The sequence below is a fragment of the Gordonia sp. X0973 genome (genome assembly GCF_013348785.1).
Lineage (GTDB): Bacteria > Actinomycetota > Actinomycetes > Mycobacteriales > Mycobacteriaceae > Gordonia.
In genome coordinates, this window is record NZ_CP054691.1 from 92,367 (window position 1) to 111,574 (window position 19,208).

The 19,208-nt window shown below is 69.2% G+C and carries 23 protein-coding genes and 1 riboswitch; of the genes, 13 read left to right on the forward strand and 10 right to left on the reverse strand.

The window, feature by feature from the left end; all coding sequences use genetic code 11:
• Positions 1 to 19 precede the first annotated feature (19 nt).
• Together HUN08_RS00430 and HUN08_RS00435 are read left to right on the forward strand one after the other, a co-directional pair.
• Complete coding sequence (locus HUN08_RS00430; RefSeq protein WP_124246060.1) at positions 20 to 1,006, forward strand: DUF5926 family protein; 987 nt, start codon at positions 20 to 22, stop codon at positions 1,004 to 1,006.
• Positions 1,007 to 1,016: 10 nt separating this feature from the next.
• Positions 1,017 to 1,553: a ferritin gene (locus HUN08_RS00435; RefSeq protein ID WP_124246059.1), complete on the forward strand. Its 537-nt coding sequence runs from the start codon at positions 1,017 to 1,019 to the stop codon at positions 1,551 to 1,553.
• On the opposite strand, the gene HUN08_RS00440 is transcribed toward HUN08_RS00435, so the two are convergent.
• A complete protein-coding gene (locus HUN08_RS00440; protein ID WP_301546813.1) occupies positions 1,550 to 3,106 on the reverse strand; it encodes an LCP family protein in 1,557 nt (518 codons plus the stop codon). The two genes, HUN08_RS00435 and HUN08_RS00440, sit on opposite strands and share 4 nt — an antisense overlap.
• A gap of 136 nt (positions 3,107 to 3,242) precedes the next feature.
• Between HUN08_RS00440 and HUN08_RS00445 the strand changes: the two genes are divergently transcribed.
• The 4 genes from HUN08_RS00445 to HUN08_RS00460 all read left to right on the forward strand — a co-directional run bounded on the left by HUN08_RS00445 (position 3,243) and on the right by HUN08_RS00460 (position 6,157).
• On the forward strand, positions 3,243 to 4,178 hold the full coding sequence (locus tag HUN08_RS00445; RefSeq protein WP_124246058.1) for a diiron oxygenase: 936 nt from the start codon (positions 3,243 to 3,245) through the stop codon (positions 4,176 to 4,178).
• On the forward strand, positions 4,175 to 4,843 hold the full coding sequence (locus HUN08_RS00450) for a DUF4873 domain-containing protein (protein WP_124246057.1): 669 nt from the start codon (positions 4,175 to 4,177) through the stop codon (positions 4,841 to 4,843). Before HUN08_RS00445 ends, HUN08_RS00450 begins: the two co-directional genes overlap by 4 nt.
• 93 nt (positions 4,844 to 4,936) lie before the next feature.
• Complete coding sequence (locus HUN08_RS00455) at positions 4,937 to 5,326, forward strand: hypothetical protein (RefSeq protein ID WP_124246056.1); 390 nt, start codon at positions 4,937 to 4,939, stop codon at positions 5,324 to 5,326.
• Positions 5,327 to 5,410: 84 nt separating this feature from the next.
• Complete coding sequence (locus HUN08_RS00460) at positions 5,411 to 6,157, forward strand: CPBP family intramembrane glutamic endopeptidase (protein ID WP_301546814.1); 747 nt, start codon at positions 5,411 to 5,413, stop codon at positions 6,155 to 6,157.
• A gap of 10 nt (positions 6,158 to 6,167) precedes the next feature.
• Here HUN08_RS00460 and HUN08_RS00465 read toward each other — a convergent pair whose 3' ends face one another.
• The 3 genes from HUN08_RS00465 to HUN08_RS00475 are packed head-to-tail and all read right to left on the reverse strand — an operon-like array spanning position 6,168 to position 7,523.
• On the reverse strand, positions 6,168 to 6,650 hold the full coding sequence (locus HUN08_RS00465; protein ID WP_124246055.1) for a universal stress protein: 483 nt from the start codon (positions 6,648 to 6,650) through the stop codon (positions 6,168 to 6,170).
• 10 nt (positions 6,651 to 6,660) lie between these two features.
• A complete protein-coding gene (locus HUN08_RS00470) occupies positions 6,661 to 7,044 on the reverse strand; it encodes a CrcB family protein (protein WP_124246054.1) in 384 nt (127 codons plus the stop codon).
• Positions 7,041 to 7,523: a CrcB family protein gene (locus HUN08_RS00475; protein ID WP_124246053.1), complete on the reverse strand. Its 483-nt coding sequence runs from the start codon at positions 7,521 to 7,523 to the stop codon at positions 7,041 to 7,043. The genes HUN08_RS00470 and HUN08_RS00475 overlap by 4 nt, the downstream gene beginning before the upstream one ends.
• 52 nt (positions 7,524 to 7,575) lie before the next feature.
• Positions 7,576 to 7,650: riboswitch (Fluoride riboswitch) on the reverse strand.
• Positions 7,651 to 7,681: 31 nt separating this feature from the next.
• Here HUN08_RS00475 and pheA point away from each other — a divergent pair.
• Both pheA and HUN08_RS00485 read left to right on the forward strand, forming a co-directional pair.
• Entirely contained in the window at positions 7,682 to 8,710 is a 1,029-nt protein-coding gene (gene pheA, locus HUN08_RS00480) for a prephenate dehydratase (RefSeq protein ID WP_124246052.1), read from the forward strand.
• On the forward strand, positions 8,710 to 9,384 hold the full coding sequence (locus HUN08_RS00485) for a histidine phosphatase family protein (protein ID WP_124246051.1): 675 nt from the start codon (positions 8,710 to 8,712) through the stop codon (positions 9,382 to 9,384). Before pheA ends, HUN08_RS00485 begins: the two co-directional genes overlap by 1 nt.
• A gap of 4 nt (positions 9,385 to 9,388) precedes the next feature.
• Here HUN08_RS00485 and HUN08_RS00490 read toward each other — a convergent pair whose 3' ends face one another.
• A complete protein-coding gene (locus HUN08_RS00490) occupies positions 9,389 to 9,733 on the reverse strand; it encodes a metallopeptidase family protein (RefSeq protein ID WP_124246050.1) in 345 nt (114 codons plus the stop codon).
• A 1-nt stretch (position 9,734) separates the two neighbouring features.
• The gene (locus HUN08_RS00495; RefSeq protein WP_124246049.1) at positions 9,735 to 10,856 is read right to left on the reverse strand and encodes a septum formation family protein; all 1,122 of its coding nucleotides are present in this window, start codon (positions 10,854 to 10,856) and stop codon (positions 9,735 to 9,737) included.
• A 46-nt stretch (positions 10,857 to 10,902) separates the two neighbouring features.
• Between HUN08_RS00495 and serS the strand changes: the two genes are divergently transcribed.
• From serS to HUN08_RS00520, 5 genes are read left to right on the forward strand one after another with little or no spacing between them, the layout of a single operon-like run.
• Positions 10,903 to 12,159 (forward strand): serine--tRNA ligase, encoded by a 1,257-nt coding sequence (gene serS / locus HUN08_RS00500; RefSeq protein ID WP_124246048.1) that lies wholly within the window; start codon positions 10,903 to 10,905, stop codon positions 12,157 to 12,159.
• Complete coding sequence (locus tag HUN08_RS00505; protein WP_124246047.1) at positions 12,156 to 12,692, forward strand: hypothetical protein; 537 nt, start codon at positions 12,156 to 12,158, stop codon at positions 12,690 to 12,692. The genes serS and HUN08_RS00505 overlap by 4 nt, the downstream gene beginning before the upstream one ends.
• Positions 12,677 to 13,540 carry a hypothetical protein gene (locus HUN08_RS00510; RefSeq protein ID WP_124246046.1) on the forward strand — a complete coding sequence of 288 codons (864 nt, stop codon included), beginning with the start codon at positions 12,677 to 12,679 and terminating at the stop codon, positions 13,538 to 13,540. Before HUN08_RS00505 ends, HUN08_RS00510 begins: the two co-directional genes overlap by 16 nt.
• 57 nt (positions 13,541 to 13,597) lie before the next feature.
• A complete protein-coding gene (locus HUN08_RS00515) occupies positions 13,598 to 13,900 on the forward strand; it encodes a hypothetical protein (protein WP_124246045.1) in 303 nt (100 codons plus the stop codon).
• Positions 13,901 to 13,926: 26 nt separating this feature from the next.
• Entirely contained in the window at positions 13,927 to 14,205 is a 279-nt protein-coding gene (locus HUN08_RS00520) for a ribbon-helix-helix protein, CopG family (protein WP_124246044.1), read from the forward strand.
• A gap of 14 nt (positions 14,206 to 14,219) precedes the next feature.
• On the opposite strand, the gene HUN08_RS00525 is transcribed toward HUN08_RS00520, so the two are convergent.
• The 4 genes from HUN08_RS00525 to HUN08_RS00540 form a co-directional block, all read right to left on the reverse strand.
• Positions 14,220 to 15,248 carry an isopenicillin N synthase family oxygenase gene (locus tag HUN08_RS00525; protein ID WP_124246043.1) on the reverse strand — a complete coding sequence of 343 codons (1,029 nt, stop codon included), beginning with the start codon at positions 15,246 to 15,248 and terminating at the stop codon, positions 14,220 to 14,222.
• Between the two features lie 70 nt (positions 15,249 to 15,318).
• Positions 15,319 to 16,758, reverse strand: a complete 1,440-nt coding sequence (locus tag HUN08_RS00530; RefSeq protein ID WP_124246042.1) for a lipase family protein — start codon at positions 16,756 to 16,758, stop codon at positions 15,319 to 15,321.
• Between the two features lie 188 nt (positions 16,759 to 16,946).
• Positions 16,947 to 17,645, reverse strand: a complete 699-nt coding sequence (locus HUN08_RS00535; protein WP_124246041.1) for a TetR/AcrR family transcriptional regulator — start codon at positions 17,643 to 17,645, stop codon at positions 16,947 to 16,949.
• A complete protein-coding gene (locus HUN08_RS00540; protein ID WP_124246040.1) occupies positions 17,623 to 19,200 on the reverse strand; it encodes a Rieske 2Fe-2S domain-containing protein in 1,578 nt (525 codons plus the stop codon). The genes HUN08_RS00535 and HUN08_RS00540 overlap by 23 nt, the downstream gene beginning before the upstream one ends.
• Positions 19,201 to 19,208 lie beyond the last annotated feature (8 nt).

Sequence of the window (19,208 nt, forward strand, 5' to 3'; positions counted from 1 at the left end):
CGTGTGACAAGGTTGTGCCATGGCGAAGAAGAGCAAGCGCGGCAGCGGACCGCGCCCCGGTAGCAATCGAGCCGAGCGCGTTGCCGCGCGCAAGGAGCGGCAGGCGGCCGCCCTGGTCGGCCCGACGCGGCCGTTCGAGGGTCTCGCCGCCGAGTGCGACCTGGTGGCGATGCGCGCATTCGTCGCGGCGGCCTCGGCCCGTCTGGCGCTGACCGAGCCGGGCCCGCCGGAGCCCGAACTCAAGTCGGTCGTCCCGGACGACGACCTCGGCCCCAACCTGCAGAAGGACGGGGTCCGCAACCACGTCAGCGTCGCCACCGTCCTGCCCGGCGCCGTCGGCGCGATCGTGCGCGACGGCAAGGGAGCGCGCGAGGGTTTCGCCGCGCTGCAGGTCGATCCCGAGCCGGTCGACATCGCCGGTGAGTTCGCGGCGGCGATCGATTGGGCCGCCCACGCCAAGGTCGACGAGCAGTACACGGGCCAGACGACGGAGAAGTCGCTCGCCGATCTGCTCGACGTGGACGCCCCCCTCGACATCACCGTCTACGAGGACTTCTCGTGGTGGTACGCCCCCGGTGCGAAGGTCGATCCCAACGTGCAGCAGATGCTCGACCACGCCGCGGACACGATCCTGCCGACGACGCGGATGAAGCCCAAGAGCGGGCTCGGCGCGCCGTGGTGGGTGCGCGCCGGCGACAAGGCGCACCTGCGCTGGGTGCGGCCGGAGGACGAGGACACGGTGATGACGGCCCTCGCGCGCCTGCACGCGGCGGGCCATCTCACCCTCGGCGAGGGGTCGCGCTTCGCGGGCTCCTTCCGCACGCACGGCCTGCTCGTCCCGGTCTTCGACCTGACCGTCGAGCAGGAGGCCGACCACTGGTACGACGGGCTCGACCAGTTCGACGAATGGCTCGTCGAGGCGATGGCCGACAAGTCCGAGCTGACCACCGAACAGCGCCGGTCCCGCGCCGGGATCCGGACGCGCCAAGTCACCCTGCGCGTGTAGTTTTGGCGCCATGACCGAACGGACCAAGTTTCAGCAGCTGCTGGCCGATCAGATCACCAACGAGTTCGCGGCCAGCCAGCAGTACAACGCGATCGCGGTGTACTACGACAACGAAGATATGCCGCAGCTCGCCCAGCACTTCTACGAGCAGGCGGTCGAAGAGCGCAACCACGCGATGATGATCGTCCAGTACTTCCTCGACCGCGGGCAGGCCGTCGAGATCCCGGGGGTCGCGGCGCCGCAGAACCGTTTCGACGATTTCACCGGGCCCATCAAGCTCGCGCTCGCGCAGGAGCAGGAAGTCACCGAGCAGATCGTCAACCTGGCGCGGGTTGCCCGGGACGACGGGGATTACCTCGGCGAACAGTTCATGCAGTGGTTCCTCAAGGAGCAGGTGGAAGAGGTGGCGACGATGACGACGCTGCTCACCATCGCCGAGCGCGCCAAGGGCAACATCTTCGACCTGGAGACCTTCGTCGAGCGCGAGATCAACAGCACCACCGAGGCCGACGCCAATCCGCCGGCGGCCGCGGGCGGGAACCTCTAGCCGACCGCCGCCTGGCTCTCGTCGTCGAAAGCCTTCGGATCGACTGCCTGGCCCTTGGCGAGGCGGTCGAAGAACTCCGTCGTGTTGTCGCCGACGGAGAGCGATTCCCCGTCGTCGCTCCAGACGTCGCCGCCGGTGGGGACCGTGGCCATCACCGGATGGCCGCGCAACGACCAGGCCAGCGCCAGCAGGTTCCACGAGTGGTCGTTGGTGTCGACGGTGAGCGAGTCGACGATCCCGTTGACGAACGGGAGCAGCCGGAACGGGTTGAGCAGCACCCCAGGGCTCGTCGCCTTGTCCATCAGCGCCGCGAAGACCTTGCGCTGATTGATCACGCGCTGCAGGTCCGCGTTGGGGAAGTCGCGCGTGCGCACCAGGCCGAGGGCCTGGCGCCCGTTGAGGTCTTGGCACCCGGCCTTCAACCGCAGCCCGGCCTTGGGATCGCGCAGCGGCTCCTTCAGGCAGACGTGGATTCCGCCGATCGCGTCGACGACGTTGGCGAAGCCGCCGAAGCCGATCTCCGCGTAGTGGTCGATGTGGATCCCCGAAATCGACTCGATGGTCCGGACCAGCAGCTGCGGGCCGCCCATGTTGAAGGCGGCGTTGATCTTGTGCTGGCCGTACCCGTCGGGGATCTGTACGAACAGGTCGCGGGGGATCGAGATGATGGCGGTCCGACCGTGCAGCGGCTTGGAGATCAGCATGATCGTGTCGGTGCGGGCGCCGCCCTCGTCGGGACCGGTGGAGTATTTGCGACGCTGCGCCGCGGTCAGACCGTCGCGTGAATCGGTGCCGACGACCAGCCAATTCATCCCGGGCGTCTGCGCGATCCGGCCGGAGAAGTTGAGCGCGTTGACGCGGTGCAGCTTGCCGTCGTAGTAGATCAGCCCGCCGACCGCCGCGACCACGGCCGTGAGCACGATGACGAGCAGCAGGCTGAGCAGATGCCGGAAGGTGAGGATCCGCCGTTTGCGCTTGGGTTTGGTCGCGCTCGACGCGGGGCGGGATTTGGCCTTGGTGGAGTTGGCCTTGACGGGCTTACGCGAAGCCGGTTTGACGGATTTCGGCGGCGCACCGGCTGTCGGACGTGACCCTCCGCGCCCGGCAGCGGGCACCGGTTCGGGGGTCTGGGTGGGCGCGTACCTCTCGTTGCGCTGCACCGGTGCGACGTGGGGCTGCACCGCAGGGGGCTGGGACCGTCGGACCGCCGGCTGGCCGGACGGCTGCTGCGACGGTCGGACGTGCGGCGATGCCTCGCGGGAGGTGCGCTCCGGGCCCCGGGCCGGTGCCCGGCGCTGCGGCGCGTCGGGCTGCGCCGACCACGCCAGCGGCGGTTGATAGGTCGGCGGCGTGGGGGGCCGGGGGCCGACGGTGGTCGGTGGCGGCGGTCCGGGGCGCGGTGGCGGCGGGATCGTCGGACGAGGCGACGGGGGGACGGGGCCGGGGTTTGCGGCGCGCGGAACCGCGGCGCGCGGGTCCCGCGCATCCGGTCCCTGCGGTTGCTGGTCTTGGCGTCGGCGCCGCAGGTTCGGCTCGTCGCGCTGGTCAGTCACTCGGACAAATTTACGCACCGAGGCTGAGTCGACCCTGAACAGGGCGATTCCGTGACAATGCCATTGAACGATGGCACACTCGGCATTGACGAACATTCCAGCCCTCCCTGCGCCGGAGGTTGAGGAGGAGGCTCCGATGACCGTGGTGAATGATCGGCGTGACGCGTCGACGAAGACTGCCTATGACGGCGATGCTCGGACGGCTATCGCCAGCCGCCTGTTGAAGGGCTCCTCGTCGCGGTCCTTCGACCCCATCGTCGAATTGGACTGGGAAGCCCCGCTCGAAGAGGGCAAATACTTCCTGCCGCCGCATGTGATCTCGCTCTACGGCACGGACCTGTGGAACGCGATGACCGAGGAGGAGCGGATCGAGCTGTCGCGCCAGGAGATGGCGCATGTGCTCTCCGTCGGCATCTGGTTCGAGAACCTGCTCAACCGCGCCCTGCTGCTGCGGCTGATGCGCGAAGACCCGGCCGCCGCCACCTCGCACTACGAACTCACCGAGATGGGCGACGAGTGCCGGCATATGACCATGTTCGGCAAGGTCATCGAGCGCAGCGGCGCGCGGCCGTACATGATGCGCCCCGTCGACCGCGCGGCGATGTACGCGCTTCCCCTGGTCATGCGCGGCACCATGCTGTGGGTCATCACCCTCGTCGGCGAGGAGTTGTTCGACGCGCTGCAGCGCGAGATGCGCACCGACCCGCAGCTGCAGCCGATCGTCGCGCGACTCATGCAGATCCACGTGACCGAGGAGGCCCGCCACATCGGATTCGCGCGCGACGGCGTGATGCGCCGCAAGCCGATTCGCGGGCGGTTCGAGACCCTGGTCGCGGCCAACCTGCACGGCCTCGGCGGGCCGGTCTTCCGGCGCCTCTTCACCAACCCGCAGATGTACAAACGCGCCGGGATCGCCGATCCGCGGCAGGCGGCGCGCATCGCCCGGGCCAATCCTTACTTCCACGAGACGACGGTCAAGGCGTTCGCGCCGCTGGCCTCCTTCCTGCGGCAGGCGGATCTGATGGGGCCGCTCGGGGAGCGGCTGTGGCGGCGCTCGGGGTTCCTGCCGTGACCTCCGTCGCGCTCGTCGGGGCGTCGGAGGCGATCAGCTCCACGCGACGGCGCTTGGAGCGCTCGCCGCTCGCGTTCGACCTCGTCGACGATCCCGCGAGTGCCGACCTCGTCGTCACCGACGAGGCCCCGCCGGCGTCGAACTATCTCACCGTCGCCGCGGCCCAGGAGCCCAACCGGTTCTTCTGTCGCGACGAGTCGGTCGACTACATCGTCGCCGCGCTGACCGAGGCCCAGGTGCTCGGCGCGCGCGGGGTGCGGGTGCGCCCCCCGGTACAGGACCATCCGACGCCGATCGGGCGCCGCCGACGGTGGCGCCGGCCCGTCGACCCGCTGTCCCGGTTCGATCCGATCGACTACGACTGGCTGACCGACGAGACCGTCGAGGCGGAGGTCTTCGACGACGACGTGCGGATCGCGGCCGACGGCGAGGAGTTCACCGCCCGCCTGCGCGCCCGTGGGCACATCGACGGCAACGACGGACTGTTCCACTGGGCGGGGATCCTGCACGGACAGCGCGCCCACGACCTCTTCGAGGCGGGCAGCAAACGCGTCGAGGTATCCCACGGCGACCACGAGCCGGTGGCCGCCCGGCTCGCCGAACTCAACCAGTGGGGCTCGGTGCGCATGACCGGCGTCGGAAAACCGCCCTGGATGACCGACTGAGCCGTTTCCCACTCGGCACCCGAAGGTCCAACACCCGACGGTGTTGGAACGTGTAGCGCGCTGTTGGAGACGGGCCCGCCTACAGTGGTCCGCATGAAGCTCGGTGCTCTCGTCCTTTCCTCCGTTGCGGTGGCCTCGGTCGTCGCCGCCCCGTTCGCGGACGCCGCTCCTCTGCCCGAGGCGCGGGTCTGCGCCGTGTGGGCGGGTAACGGCGCGCCCTTCGTCGGCCCGGTGACCGTGTCCACCCCGCAGCTCTTCGGCCCGTCGTTCACCCTCAACACCTCGCCGCGCGGCTGCATGATCTTCAAGCACCTCAAACCGCACGAGACCTACCACGCGACCGTGACGTTCTCGACCGGGGGAACGGGCACGGGGGCCGACGGGATGATGGGCTCGCCGCCGTCGAGCGTCGTGTACTCCACCCCGTGGCGTCGTGCCCCGAAGACCGGACAGTTCTCCCTGGGCAAGATCCGCATCGGCTGACGCGTGTCGTCCGGCAAACCCGACAGTTCGCGACATCCCCGACCCCGTTTCAATGTCGGGGATGTCCTGAACAGTCGGGTTTGCGTGGTCAGCGATCCCCGGCAGCGCCGCGCGCTGTGGATCGAGCTGGCGATCGTCGGGGTGCTGACCTTCGGGATGTCGGCGTTGCTGGCCGCGCTGTCGTTGATCGAGGCGCAGCTGACCGGCGGGATCGGGCAGAAGAGCATCGCGCTGAACCCGTCGCTCTCGACGATCGGCTGGATCGACTTCACCCGCCAAACGCTTTCGGTCGTGCGGCTGTTCGGTATCGCCGCGCTGGGCATCTACCTGTTGTGGCGCAGCGGTATCCGCTTGTCGACGGTGGGAATCCTCCGGCGCCCCGCGCCCCGCGACCTCCCGGTCGGCGTGGGATTGGCCGCTCTCATCGGACTCCCCGGCCTCGGCCTGGTCTATGTCGCGCACCTGCTCGGGCTGAACGGTTCACTGGTCGCCAGTGACGAGCACGGCCCGTGGTGGCAGATCCCGATCCTCGTCGCGATCGCCGTCGGCAACGCGGTCGCCGAGGAGATCGTCGTGGTCGGCTATCTGCTGGTCCGACTGCGCCAACTCGGCGTGCGCGACGGCGCGGCGCTCGCCTCCAGCGCGGTCCTGCGCGGCGCATACCACCTGTACCAGGGCCTCGGCGGCGGCCTCGGCAACATCGTCATGGGGATGGTCTTCGGCCGGTTCTATCAGCGCACCACGCGGCTGTGGCCGCTCGTCGTCGCGCACGCGATCATCGACACCGTCGCGTTCGTCGGCTACCTCTTCGTCGGCAACTGGTTCGGCTAGAACCAACGGACTACTTCGCCGCCGGCACCACCACGACCACGAGCCCGCGGTCGGTGAGATCCTCGACGAGCGGCCGTCGGGTGAGCCGCGACAACAGCGCGGCGACCCCGTGCCGGTGCGCCCCGATCACGACCGTGTCGGCCCCCGACTTCGCGGCCACCGCCCCCAGCACGGCGGCGGCGCTTCCGCGGGCGCTGTAGTAGGTCCACCCGTAGGGGGTGTCGGCGAGTGCGCTGCGCACCCACTTCGCGTTGGCGTCGCTGATCGCCCTGGTCTGCTCCTCCCAGGTGGGGGAGTCCGGGTCGATGCCGAGGTCGGAGTCGTCGGCGATGTGGGCGACGTGGAGATGGGCGTGGGTGAGCGCGGCCAAGGCGAGGCCTTCGCGCAACGCGGCCCGCGCGGCCGGGGTGCGGTCCCAGCCGACGACGATGTCGGCGTCGGACGGCTTCGCGTCGGGGGTACCGGTGCTGTCGGAGAACGAGTTCAGGTTCACGGTGACACTCCTAGATCCGGTGGATCGCCCACGCGACCCACATTCCGGCGGCGCATGCGAGCACGGTCAACACCCATGTTCCAACAGCGTTGACGAGGGCGAGGGTGTTGTCGTCGCGCCTGGCGAGGGCGACGGTCTCAAAGCTCGCGGTGCTGAACGTCGTGAAGCCGCCGCAGAAGCCGGTGCCGGCGACCAACGACAAGGTCGACGGGGCGCCGGCGAAGACGACGAACCCGGTCACGAGTCCGAGCAGGGCCGAGCCGACGATGTTGATGAGGATCGTCGCGACGGGTAGCCGCGTCGTCACCCACGCCTTGAATTGTGCGTCGAAGACGTAGCGCGCCACCGCGCCGGCGCCGCCCGCGGCATAGGCGGCGATCGTCCAGCTGCTCATCGGGTCACCTCCGGATCGGAAGTATCGGGGTCGACGACGGTGGGTTCGCCCAGTGACCGGCGACTCGCCAGGCGCGCCCCGATGGCCAATCCGGCGATCGTCCCGATCGCGCCGACGATCAGCGTCGCGGCGCCGTAGCCGAGGGCGATCGGGAAGTGGCCGTCGCGGATCAGATTCACCTGCTCGCCGGCGAAGGTGCTGTAGGTGGTGAAGCCGCCGCAGATGCCGGTGCCGCCGAACAGGCGCAGTCGGCGGCTCGCTTCTTCGGGCAACCGCGACGACGAGGCGAGGAACTCCAGCAGCGCGGCCAAGACGAGCGCGCCGGAGAAGTTCACCAGGAAGGTCGTCATCGGCCACTGGCCGGAGGCTGCCGGGAACGCCTGCTCGAGGTGTAGCCGTATCGCGGTGCCGATCATGCCGCCGACGAACACCAGCACCAAACCGGGCGCGTCACGCAGGACTGCGGGGGACAGGGGCATCGGGCCGGTTCCTTTCGCGGTCGCGGGCGATGCCGCGCGCAGGCGGCATCGAACTGAACCAGGAACTATCAGCCGTGTGGCGGTTCGGGCGACCGGCGCCCCGGCGAGATCCATCGCCGTGTCCTTCAACGCAGCCAGTATAGGGCTAACCTGTGATCGTGCCCGCCATCGCCTATTTCGGACCCGCCGGAACCTTCACCGAAATGGCGATGAATCGCCTCCTCGACGCCGGTGCGGGACCGTTGGCCGGATACGCCGAGGGGGGTCTGCAGGCCCAGCCGCTGTCCAGCCCCACGGCGGTCATCGCGGCGGTGCGGACCGGGGCCGTGGACTTCGGTTGCGTCCCGGTGGAGAGTTCGGTGGAGGGCTCGGTCCCGGCGACGATGGACGCGCTGGTCCCCGACGGGGACGGGCGGGTGCAGATTTTCGCCGAGACGACCCTGGACATCGCCTTCACCATTGCGGGGGCCGCGGGGACCGAAGCGCAGGATGTGCGCACGGTGGCGGCCTACCCGGTCGCGCAGGCGCAGGTCCGCGACAGCGTCGCGAAGCTTTTCCCGAACGCGGGGTTCGTCCTCGCCTCGTCGAATGCGGCGGCGGCCGCCGACGTCGCCGCCGGCCGGGCCGATGCGGCGGTGACCACGCCGATCGCGGCGCAGGCACACGGATTGGTCCCGCTCGCCGAGGCGGTGGCCGACAGTGCAGAGGCGGTGACCAGGTTCGTCCTGCTGGGCCGCCCGGGGCCGCCGCCGGCGCCGACCGGCAACGACCGCACGTCGGTGATCCTCGACCTGGCGAACCGGCCGGGCAGCCTGCTCGCCGCCCTCGACGAGTTCGCCGCCCGCGGTATCGACCTGACGCGCATCGAGTCCCGCCCGCGCCGGTCGGGTGCGAGTACCGGTCCCGGCCTCGAGTACCGCTTCTACATCGACGTCACCGGCCACATCGACGACGCCGCCATCGGTGAGGCACTGCGGGCGCTGCACCGCAGTGTGGAGCAGGTGGTGTTTCTCGGGTCGTGGCCCGTCGACGGTGTCGGTGGGACGCCGCCGCCGGATCATCGTGAGAGCGAGGCTTGGTATGCCGCGCTGAGGTCCGGCGCCGGGAGCGAAGCGAGCGGGCCGAATCTGGCCGGCGCCGGGAGCGAAGCGAGCGGGCCGGGTCTAGACAGCCGAAAGGGCCGCTGATGCCGCGCCTGTACCTGGTCCGCCACGGCGAGACCACGTCGAACGTGATGCGCCGGATCGACACCGCGCTGCCCGGCGCCCAGCTCACCGACTTCGGTGTGCGCCAGGCGGCACGGTTCGCCTTGGATCGGCCCGACGTCGCGGAGCGGTCGCCGGTGTTGCTCAGCTCGGTGGCCCGGCGCGCGCAGCAGACCGCCGAGGTGATCGGGGGCCTCTGGGGGATCGACCCGGTCGTCACCGAGGGCATCCACGAGGTCCAGGTCGGCGATCTGGAGGATCGCAACGACGACGAGGCCTACAAGCTGTTCGGCGGTGTGGTGGAGAAGTGGCACCACGGGGAGAGCTCGGTGGAGCTGCCCGGCGGCGAATCCCTCGACGCGGTGCTGGCCCGCTACCTCCCGGTGATCGACGAGGTGGCCCGCTCGTACCTGGCCGGGCCCGACGGGCGCGACGTCTACGTCGTCAGCCACGGTGCGGCCATCCGCCTGATCGCCGCGCGCCTGGCCGCCGTCGACCCCGCTTTCGCCCTGCGCAACCATCTGCCCAACACCGGGCTGGTCGAACTCAGCTATGAGCCCGACACCGCCGATCAGCGGTGGGCCGCACACCGATGGGGTGGAAGCACCGCCCCGTTCGACACCGACGAGGACGGCGACGACACCCCGATGGGATAGTCCGCTACGCCCAGCCGTGGGCGTGGAGCCACTCGTCGTCGATGCCGAAGTGATGCGCTATTTCGTGGATGACGGTGATCCGGACCTGTTCGCGCACCTCGTCGTCGGTGGAGCAGATCGCGAGGATCGAGTCGCGGTAGATCGTGATGGTGTCCGGCAGGAATCCGCCGTATTCGCTGGTGCGCTGGGTGAGGGCCACGCCCTCGTAGAGGCCGAGGATATGTGGCGACTGCGGGTGCGCCGGCTCGACGAGGATGACGACGTTGGACATCTCCCTGGTCAGCTCTTCGGGGATCTCGTCGAGTGCGTCCGACACCAGCTCGTCGAAAGCCTTGTCGCTGATCCGCACGTCAGCCGACCGGAGCGGGCACTTCGGCCGGGTTCGGCGCGATGCCGCCGGGCATCGGCACCGGCGTCGGGAGTGCGCGCCCGGGCGGTGCGGGTGGCGGCGGAGTGGGGATCTTCCCGTTGATCAGGAGCTGCTTGCGGGCGTCGCCGACCAGCGTCGCGAATCCGCCCTTGAACGGCAGTCCGATGTAGCAGACCGCCTTGCGGCTGCCGGCCAGCCAGCCGATCTCCGAGACCGTCGACCACTGCACGTTGAGCGTGGTCTTCTCGAACTCGCGCTTACCCCCCATGAACCGATGCGCCTGCACCGGGCAGATCGGGGTGAGGAATTTGTTCTGCTCGTCGATTCCCGGCCACGGCCGTCCCGAGGTGCGGGCGCCGAAACGCGCCGACATGTCGATGATGCCGGTGGTCTGGAAGGCGTGCGGCTCGGCACAGTTGACCGGGAAGGTCGGCTGGCGGGTGGCGGGGTCGATGCCGATGCAGGTGCCCGGCGCCCACGACTGCGACTGGTCGAGGTCGGCGACCCGGCCGGTGACCTCCATCGCGGTGCCGCCGGTGCCCTTCTCGACGAGGCCGCAGCGCAGGTCGCGCTGACCGCGGTCCCACTGCGCCTCGGACGGGTACATCAGGTTCGGCACGAAGCGGCCCTGCGGGTCGAAACGGCCCTTGAGGTAGCCGCTGATCAGGACTGGGCATTGCTCGACGCGGATCGTGGCGAAGCGGTCGGGACCGGGCCACTTCGCGGTGGGGGAGAACTCGCCGCCGGGCAGGACGGCGCCGTCGACGGCGGCGGCCACCTCGAAGCGGTGCGGTTCGCCGCAATCGACCTTGCTGGGCGAGCCGGGTTGGCCCTCGGGCCATTGCAGGCAGTCGCCGGTGACGGACCGGGTGAACGCGTCCTGGGCCACCCGGTCGCCGACGCCGATCTTGGTGACCCCGACGCGCCCGGAGCTGTCGCCGACCCCGGTGAGGACGGCGGTGGCGGCGATGGCGACGGCGCCGACGACTCCGGCGGACAGCATGACGCGCAGCGGGTGCGTGGCAAGGGCCGAACGCCACCGGGCCAAGCGGCCGGGCGCGGCGCTCTCGTCGGGCGGCGTGATCTCGTCGTCGGAAGTCATCCCCTCCATCATGCCCGTTAAAGATCACATGGGTAGGCTCTGGGAGGTGATCGACCTCAAGACTCTTCGCGACGAGCCGGAATCGGTCCGCGAATCGCAACGCATCCGAGGCGAAGATCCCGCCCTCGTCGACCGTGCGCTCGACGCGGACACCCGTCGTCGTGAGGCTATTGTCCTCGCCGACAACCTGCGTGCCGAGCAGAAGACCCTCGGCAAGGAGGTCGGCAAGGCGAGTGGCGACGAGAAGGCGGCGCTGCTGGCCCGGGGCAAGGAGCTGTCCGAGAAGGTGAAGGCCGCCGTCGCCGCCCAGAAGGAGGCCGACGAGCAGAGCGCCGCCGCCTACCGGGCGATCTCCAACATCGTCGAAGGCGCCCCCGCCGGCGGCGAGGACGATTTCGTGCTGCTGGAGACGGTGCGCGAGCCGCGGGCGATCGCCGATCCAAAGGACCATCTCGAGCTCGGCGAGTCGCTGGGCCTCATCGACATGGAACGCGGCGCCAAGGTGTCCGGGTCGCGCTTCTACTTCCTCACCGGCAACGGGGCGCTGCTGCAACTCGGGCTGCTCAATCTGGCCGCGCGCAAGGCCATCTCGCACGGCTTCGAGCTGATGATCCCGCCGGTGCTGGTGCGCCCGGAGATCATGGGCGGCACCGGCTTCCTCGGCGCGCACTCCGACGAGGTGTATCACCTGCAGGACGACGACCTGTACCTCGTCGGCACCTCGGAGGTCCCGCTCGCGGGCTATCACAGCGACGAGATCCTCGACCTCTCCGACGGCCCGAAGCGCTATGCCGGGTGGTCGAGCTGTTTCCGGCGCGAAGCCGGCAGCTACGGCAAGGACACCCGCGGCATCATCCGGGTCCACCAGTTCGACAAGGTGGAGGGCTTCGTCTACTGCCGCCCCGAGGATGCCGAGGCGGAGCACCAGCGGTTGCTCGGCTGGGAGCGCGAGATGCTCGACGCGATCGACGTGCCCTACCGCGTCATCGACATCGCCGGCGGCGACCTGGGCAGCTCGGCGGCTCGCAAGTTCGACTGCGAGGCATGGGTTCCGACGCAGAACGCCTACCGCGAGCTGACCTCCACGTCGAACTGCACGACCTTCCAGGCGCGGCGGCTCTCCATCCGCTACCGCGACGAGAACGGTAAGCCGCAGATCGCCGCGACGCTCAACGGCACCCTCGCGACGACGCGGTGGATCGTCGCGATCCTGGAGAACCACCAGCAGCCCGACGGCTCGGTCGTGCTGCCGCCCGAGCTGGCCGCCGCCGTCGGTGTCGACGTGCTGGAGCCGAAGAAGTGAAGCCCCGCGCCGCCGCGCTGCTCGCAGCCGTCGCGGCGCTGATCGCCGCGGTCATGACCGCGCTGCCGTGGGTTTCGCTGGAATCGGCGGGGCTGCCGATGAGCTGGGCCGGTCTCGGCTTCTACTACGGCGAATATCTGATGCCGTCGGTGCCGTCGATCGTCCCCCTCGGCTGGGCCGTGGTGTTCGTCGCCTTCGAGGCCTTCGTCGCGCTGGGGGTCGCGCTCTTCTCCGGTCCCGCGCAGGCGCAGCTGCGTCGGTGGCTCTTCCTCGGCCTGGCCGGTCTCGCGGCGGCTGTCGCGGTGGTGCTCGTCGTCGCCGTCCTGGTACCGCAGATGCTGTACGGCGACATGCCCGGCCACCTCGCCGACGCGGTCGGCGGGATCGAGCGGTCGGAGGTCCACATGGGCCGCGACGTGTTGAAGGTCCCGGCGATCCTCGGCACTGCGTTCTGGCTCCTGGTGTGCAGCGGCGTGGCGCTACTCGGGTTCCGTGCGCATGCGGAACGGGGCGAACAGTGGGAATCGGCCTAGCCGCGGCGATCGTCGCGGCGCTGGGCTACGGCCTGGCGTCGGTGCTGCAGGCCCGGGCCGCGGGCGATCAGCGCCCCGACGACGGCGGCACCCCGTCGTTGCGCTCCACCCTCACGACGATGACCAGCGCCCTGTTCATCGTCGGATTGTGCCTGGACACGGTCGGGTTCGCCGCCAACCTCGTGGCCGACCGCAACCTCGCGCTGTTCCTCGCGCAGCCGATCATCGCGTCGAACCTGGTGGTCACCGCCATCGCCGCGTCGCTGCTGCTGGGGGTGCACCTCTCGGGCCGCGACCGCGCGGCGATCGGCGCGGTCGTGCTGGCGTTGATCGCCCTCGGCTTCGCCGCCGGTACGCAGGGCGGGCCGACCTCCGGCTGGGCCGGGAGCCATCACGCGTTGGTCCACTGGGGTCTGCTGGTGATCGCGCTGGCCGTCCTGGGCGGTGGTCTGCTGTTGCTGCGCGTCGCGTCGGGGGCGACGGTGGCCGGCGTCGCCGGACTGTTGGCCGGTTCCCTGTTCGGGGTGATGGCGGTGGCGGTGCGCGTTGCCGACGGCGTCGAACCCTTCCACCTGACGTCGTTGCTGGCCGATCCGGCCGCCTACACCGTCGCCGTCGCGGGTGCAGGCGGTTTCTACCTGTTCACCGTCGCGTTGCAGACGGGTTCGGTGAACGCGGCCGCTGCCGCGCTGGTCGTCGGCGAGACGGTGATCCCCGGCGTCGTCGGCTTGGCGCTTCTCGGCGACACGGTTCGCCACGGGTGGTGGCCGGTAGCCGGCGTCGCCTTCGTCGTCGCGGTCGCCGGTGCGGTCCTCATCTCGCAATCGGATGCGACGCAGTTGGAGTAGGCGAGCCGCTGCGCAAAAGTAGGTTCGACTTTCTATAAAGTCGGTTACACTTTTGGTGTGCGGATCGAGATCAGGCCCAGCGCGCGGCGGCACGGGATTACCGACGACGAGATCCGCACGGTCGTCGAGTACCCCGGCTTGCGCATGTCCGTCGCTTCGCGCAAGTCTCCCGACGCCCACCCCGAGCTGTTCATCGGTCAGGCCGCGGCCAACGAGCCTTACCTGGAGGTTGCCGCCGAAGTCATCGACCGTACGACGGAGGTCTTCCACGCGACGATGCTGCGACAGTCCACCGTCACCAGCACCGGGATCGCCGAGTACCTCGACCCCGCCCACATCACCCGAACTCAGCGCCGGTGAGCAGCGCACCATGAAGGAGGATCACCATGACACGACGCACTGATGCCGAGTACGAAAAGCTGGCCGACGAGTTCGAAGCCGGCGACTTTACTGTGACCGGCCCGGTCGCGGTCTACCCCGAGCGTTTGCGGACCGGGCGGCCGGCAGGCGGTAAGGGCCGAAGCGGGAACACGCCTGCGATCTCGGTTCGTTTTCCATCCGAGCTGCGCAGCGCCTTGGACGACTTGGCCGCTGCGGAGTCGACTCCGGTTGCCGAGGTCATCCGGCGCGCCGTGGCAGACTACGTGGCCGCCCACCCGGTCTAACCGTCTCCGCCGGATCAGAGCAGATCGGCGTGATGCCGGGCGGCGACGTCGGGATGGGCGCGCAGACGGGCCTTGAGGATGTTGTCGCCGAAGGTGCCCGAGATCGGGTTCGACGGGTCGTCGGTCACGCCGTCGGCCTCGGCGGCCAGCTCAGGCGGCAGGTCGGCGCGCGGCATCGTCGCCGAGAGCGCCGGGTTGAAGAAGAAGGGCACGGACAGGCGTTCGGTGCCCGGCGGCGGGGATTCGACGCGGTGCATGGTGGCCTTGAGGTAGCCGTCGGTGGCGTACTCCATCGCCTCGCCGATGTTCACGACGAACGCGTCTTCCATCGGTGGCGCGTCGATCCAGCCGCCGTCGTACTCGACCTGCAGCCCGCCCTTCCCCGGTTCGACGAGGAGCAACGTCAACACCCCCGGATCCTTGTGGGCGCCGACGCCCTGGCGGTCGTCGGATGCACGGCCGGGATAGCGGACGAGTTTGATCAACGTCGACGGACGGGTGGCAAATGCCTCGTCGAAGATGTCTGCGGGTGAGCCGAGTGCCACCGCCCATTCGCGCATGAGCCGCAGCCCGACCGCTGCGCAACGTTCCTGCCAGTCGGTGATCACGTCGCGCAGCGCCGGGAGCGCCGACGGCCACAGATTCGGCCCGTCGAGCCGCAGATACGGGGGATCGGAGCCGAGCGGCTCGTACTCGGCTGCCAGGTCGATCTGTTCGCGCCAGTCGATCGCGCCCTGGGTGTACTCGCCGCCGAAACGGGTGTAGCCGCGGAAGTGGGGGCTCCTCAGCATCTCGACGCCTAACTTGTCCTCGTCGGGGAGCGCGAAGAAGTCCCGCGCGGTGGCGAACAGCCGCTCGCGCACGTCGGCTCCGATGCCGTGTCCGACGAGGTAGAAGAACCCGACCTCATGGGTGGCCGATCGCAGCGAATCGCGAAACGACGCGCGGTCGGCGTCATCACCGTCGAGTAGCGACAGGTCGACGACGGGCAGTTCGGTCAGTGTTGCGGCCACGTAGCCCAGGCTAGTGCTCGGGTCCGTCATCGCTCGGGTTGAGACCGCCCCGGGCCGGGAGATGGAGTCCGGCCCGGGGCGGGGATTGCCCCCGAGAGTGCTAACGACGGCCGGGCTGCCCGATCTGCATGCCGACGATCGCGGCCAGGTTGTCGCCGACGAGGTTGGCGAAGGCCGGCCATGCCTTCTGGTTGAGCGCGACCGTGCCGGCCTCGAAGCGAGTGCACCGGTTCTCGACGGGCTTGCCGTTGAAGCGGTCGTTGAGCCATACCGCCGACGACGGGAAGCTCAGCGCGGCGAGGGTGACGTGCTCGCTGAAGTGATCGCGCACGTACTCGATCCGGGCACCCGGGCGGGAGCAGTATTGGCGCACGGTGCGATCGACCTGGCCGACCGGCACGATCTCATCCATCACCGACTGGGTGATCAACATGGGGAAGTCCGGCGTCGTGCGTCCCATCCGGAGTTGGTCCAGGACCTTGCGCGCGGTCGGGGCACGCATCGGGTCCCCCGGCACGTTGAACAACCCCTTGATGTTGATGAACGGCGCGATGGCCGCGTGGTAGGTCAGGCACATCGGGTTCTTCGACGCGACCAACGCCTGTCCGAGCGGATTCAGCTTCTTGTGCATGAACCGTTCGAGTTCGGGGTATTCGCGTGCGACGCCGATCATGCCGCCCATGATCAGCCCGGAGGTGAGGTTGCCGTTCGCGTTGGTCAGCAGGTCGGAGATGTCCGCGGGCACACCGCCCATCGCGGCGCCCACGATATTGAGTTCCGGCGCGTAGCTCTTGTGCAGTTCGGCCGCCCAGCCGGTGGCGATGGCGCCGCCGGAGTAGCCGGTCATGGTGATCTTCGCGTCGTGGGTGACGCGCAGCGGACGGAACTGCTGAGCCGCGCGGATCCCGTCGAGCGTGATGCGTCCGGCCAGCGGTCCGGCCGCATAGGCCGAGTCGGGGCCCTGGTGGTCGGGGATGACCAGCGTCCAGCCCGCGGCGACCGCGGAGTTGATCAGCAGCCCCTCGGCGTTGACGTCGGAGCTGCCGGTGATATTCGACGGGATCGAACCCATCCGAAGTTGGTAGGACGGCGAGCAGTACAGCGCTGTCCCGTCTTCGGCGATCTGATACGACAGCACGCGCGTGGTGCGGCTCGTGCGCGGCCCCTTGGGCTTGATGACCGTGGCGACGGCGGGGATGGCCTCGCCGCGGGTGTTGTTCGAGCGGTAGGAGATCTGCCAGGAGTCGACGTTGAGCGGCAGGAGGGAATAGGTGGCGAGGTTGACCCGCCGCGCGGCGATGAGTTCACCCGGCTGCAGATTCTGGTACTTGGCTTTGGGTGGCAGGTAGAAACCGGCGTCGAACTCCGGGATCGCCGGCGGGACCAGGAACGGCAGTGCGGGTTGGACCCTGGGCTGCTTCGCGGGGGACCCGGGCGCCGTGGGCGCGGCCGGGCCGGCGGTCGGCGCACCGTGACTGGCACCGGGCCCGGAGACCGCGATCAGGCCGACGAACAGGCAGATCGCGGCTAGGGTCGTCATTGCCCGCAGGAGCAGGCGAGGGGCTGGGGACATGGGGTCTTCACCTTCGAGTCATAAGTGAGACACACGCGGCTCACTTTGACGTGAAAGTTAGCAGACTGTTGGCCAGATCACTGCAAGAACCCGGGAAATCGGTCGGTCTCAGGAGGAAACGGCAGGTAGGACCTGTGCACCGTTCCGGCGGGAGATCACCGCGCGGCGGCCAGCGAGACCAGCACGTGCGTCAGCAGATCGACGATCTGCTCGCGCGGCGGGCGCGGATCGCTCGTGCCCCACCGGAACACGACGTGGGTCAGGGCGCCGATGAAAGCGGTGGCGTCGTAATCCAGCTCGGCCGGATCGCGATCGGTGACGGCGGCGACCGAGGCGACGAAGAAGTCGCGCCACACCACCCGCCCGGCTTGGCGTCTTTCCTCCACGCGCTCGCCGACGCCGCCGACCTCGATGAACGAGATCCGGGTCCAGCGCGGATCGGTGGCCACCGCCGACATGTACGCGGTCATCGCGGCGTGGGCGATCGACGGCAGATCGAATGCACTGTCGCCGACGCCGGGGGCCGACCCGGCCGCCGCCTCGATCTCGGCAGCGACCGCCGCGCCGACCGTTTCCCGCGCGACCGTCTGGATCTGCTCGTACAACTCCAGCAGCAGGTCTTCGCGGTTGTCGTAGAGCTCGTAGAACTGCCGTCGGCTCAAACCGGTCGCCGAGCACAGCGCCGCGACCGTCGTCTTGGCGAATCCGACCGTGCCGAACAGTTCCAGCCCGGCGTCGAGGAACCGCTCCCGACGTTCGGCCCGACGGTCGGCCACCGAACGTCCGCCGTAGGAGCGCCCCACCGCCGTCGAATCGGGGGCGGGTGCGGGGTCAGCCGCCGACGCGCTCGGCACGGATCTCGTGGCCCTTCGACGTCAGGCAGCGCCCCGAGTCGAGGTCCCACTGCCAGCCGTGCAGGTTGCACGTCAGCTTGTTGCCCTCGATGACACCGAACTTCTCCAGGTCGGCCTTGAGGTGCGGGCAGCGGCGCTGCATCTCCCAGCCGTCCTTGCAGATCGACGCGGAGTCGTCGTGGGCCTCGGCGAACCAGCCGTCGGCGTAGTGGATGCGCTCCTCGGTGAGGCATTTGAAGAAGGTGTAGAGGAACTCGTTGTACCCGCCGATGCGCCAGGTGGTGAAGCGCGTCGAGAGGAAGATGGTGTTCACCCAGTCCGGCTCGTCGTCGCGCAGCACGGTGCGCACCAGCTCCGGCGCGATTCGGAAGCCGTAGCGGTACTTCCCGTCGCCGTCCTCGCGCATCCGCACCGTGCGGTTGGGGAAGTCGAGCACGAAGGTCTCGTCGCCGACGACGAGGCCGACGGGGTAGCCGATGCCGTCGGAGATGAGGTCGGAGTCCTTCATGATCGGCTCGAAGGTGGCCTTGAGCTGCGGCAACAGCGGCTCGCCGTCGGCGGGCGCCCAGGTGGCCTTCTCCGCGGCGATGATCGGCGCGAACTTCGCCTTCATCCGCTCCAGGTAGCCGGCCTTGTTCTCGCCGAACACCTCCTCGGGCGGGTATGGGTGGTTGATCTCAACGAGGTCGGAGCCGGTGAGTTCCACCGTCGAGCCGGAGACCATCATCAGGCCGCGGTGCTTGACCCCGTCGTCGGTCCCGTGCGTCTTCATCTGCTCGAGGAATTCCGCCTGGTCCGGGAAGATGCTCGCCTGGTCCGACTCGCTGCCGGTGTTGAAGTCGTTGAGGCTGAACAGGTCCTCGTCGAGGAACATCGGCGGCCCGGCGGACGGCACCACCCAGGTCGCGCCGACCTGCTCGATGTAGGAGCGCGCCCGGTCCATGCCGCGCTGGCGCTTCTGCTTGGCGAAGTTGGCCTTCGACTTGCGCGGGATGTCGTAGACCATCGGGTACCAGATGGCGCCCGAGTACTGCAGCAGGTGGATGTCGACGTGGCCGAACTCTTCTTTGACGACGTCGAGGTCGATCGGTCGCGCGTCGTTCATGTTGAAGCAGGTGGTCTCACCGTCGGAGACGATCAGCCCGGAGTCGCCGATCGGGCCGTCGGCCGGCGCGCGCAGCGCGATGATCATGACGTCGAGATCGCCCTTGGGGCCGCTGACGTGGTGCTTCTTCGAGTCCTCGGTCTCCACGAACTTGGTGAATCCGAGGCGCTCCAAATCGCGCTTGAGGTCGGGCACCGGGTAGTCCGGCAGCAGCACCGTCGCGTTCTTGTTGACGTTCTCGACGAGGTTGCGCTCGTCGTAGTGGTCGCGGTGCAGGTGCGAGACGTAGAGGTAGTCGCAGTCGCCGAGGGCCTTCCAGTCCAGCTCGGTGTTGTCCGGGAAGGGGATCCACGACGCGAAGTAGGCGGGATTGACCCACGGATCGCACAGGATGGAACCGGCCTTGGTCTGGATGTGGAAACCGGCGTGACCGACGCTGGTGATCTGCAACTTCTCGC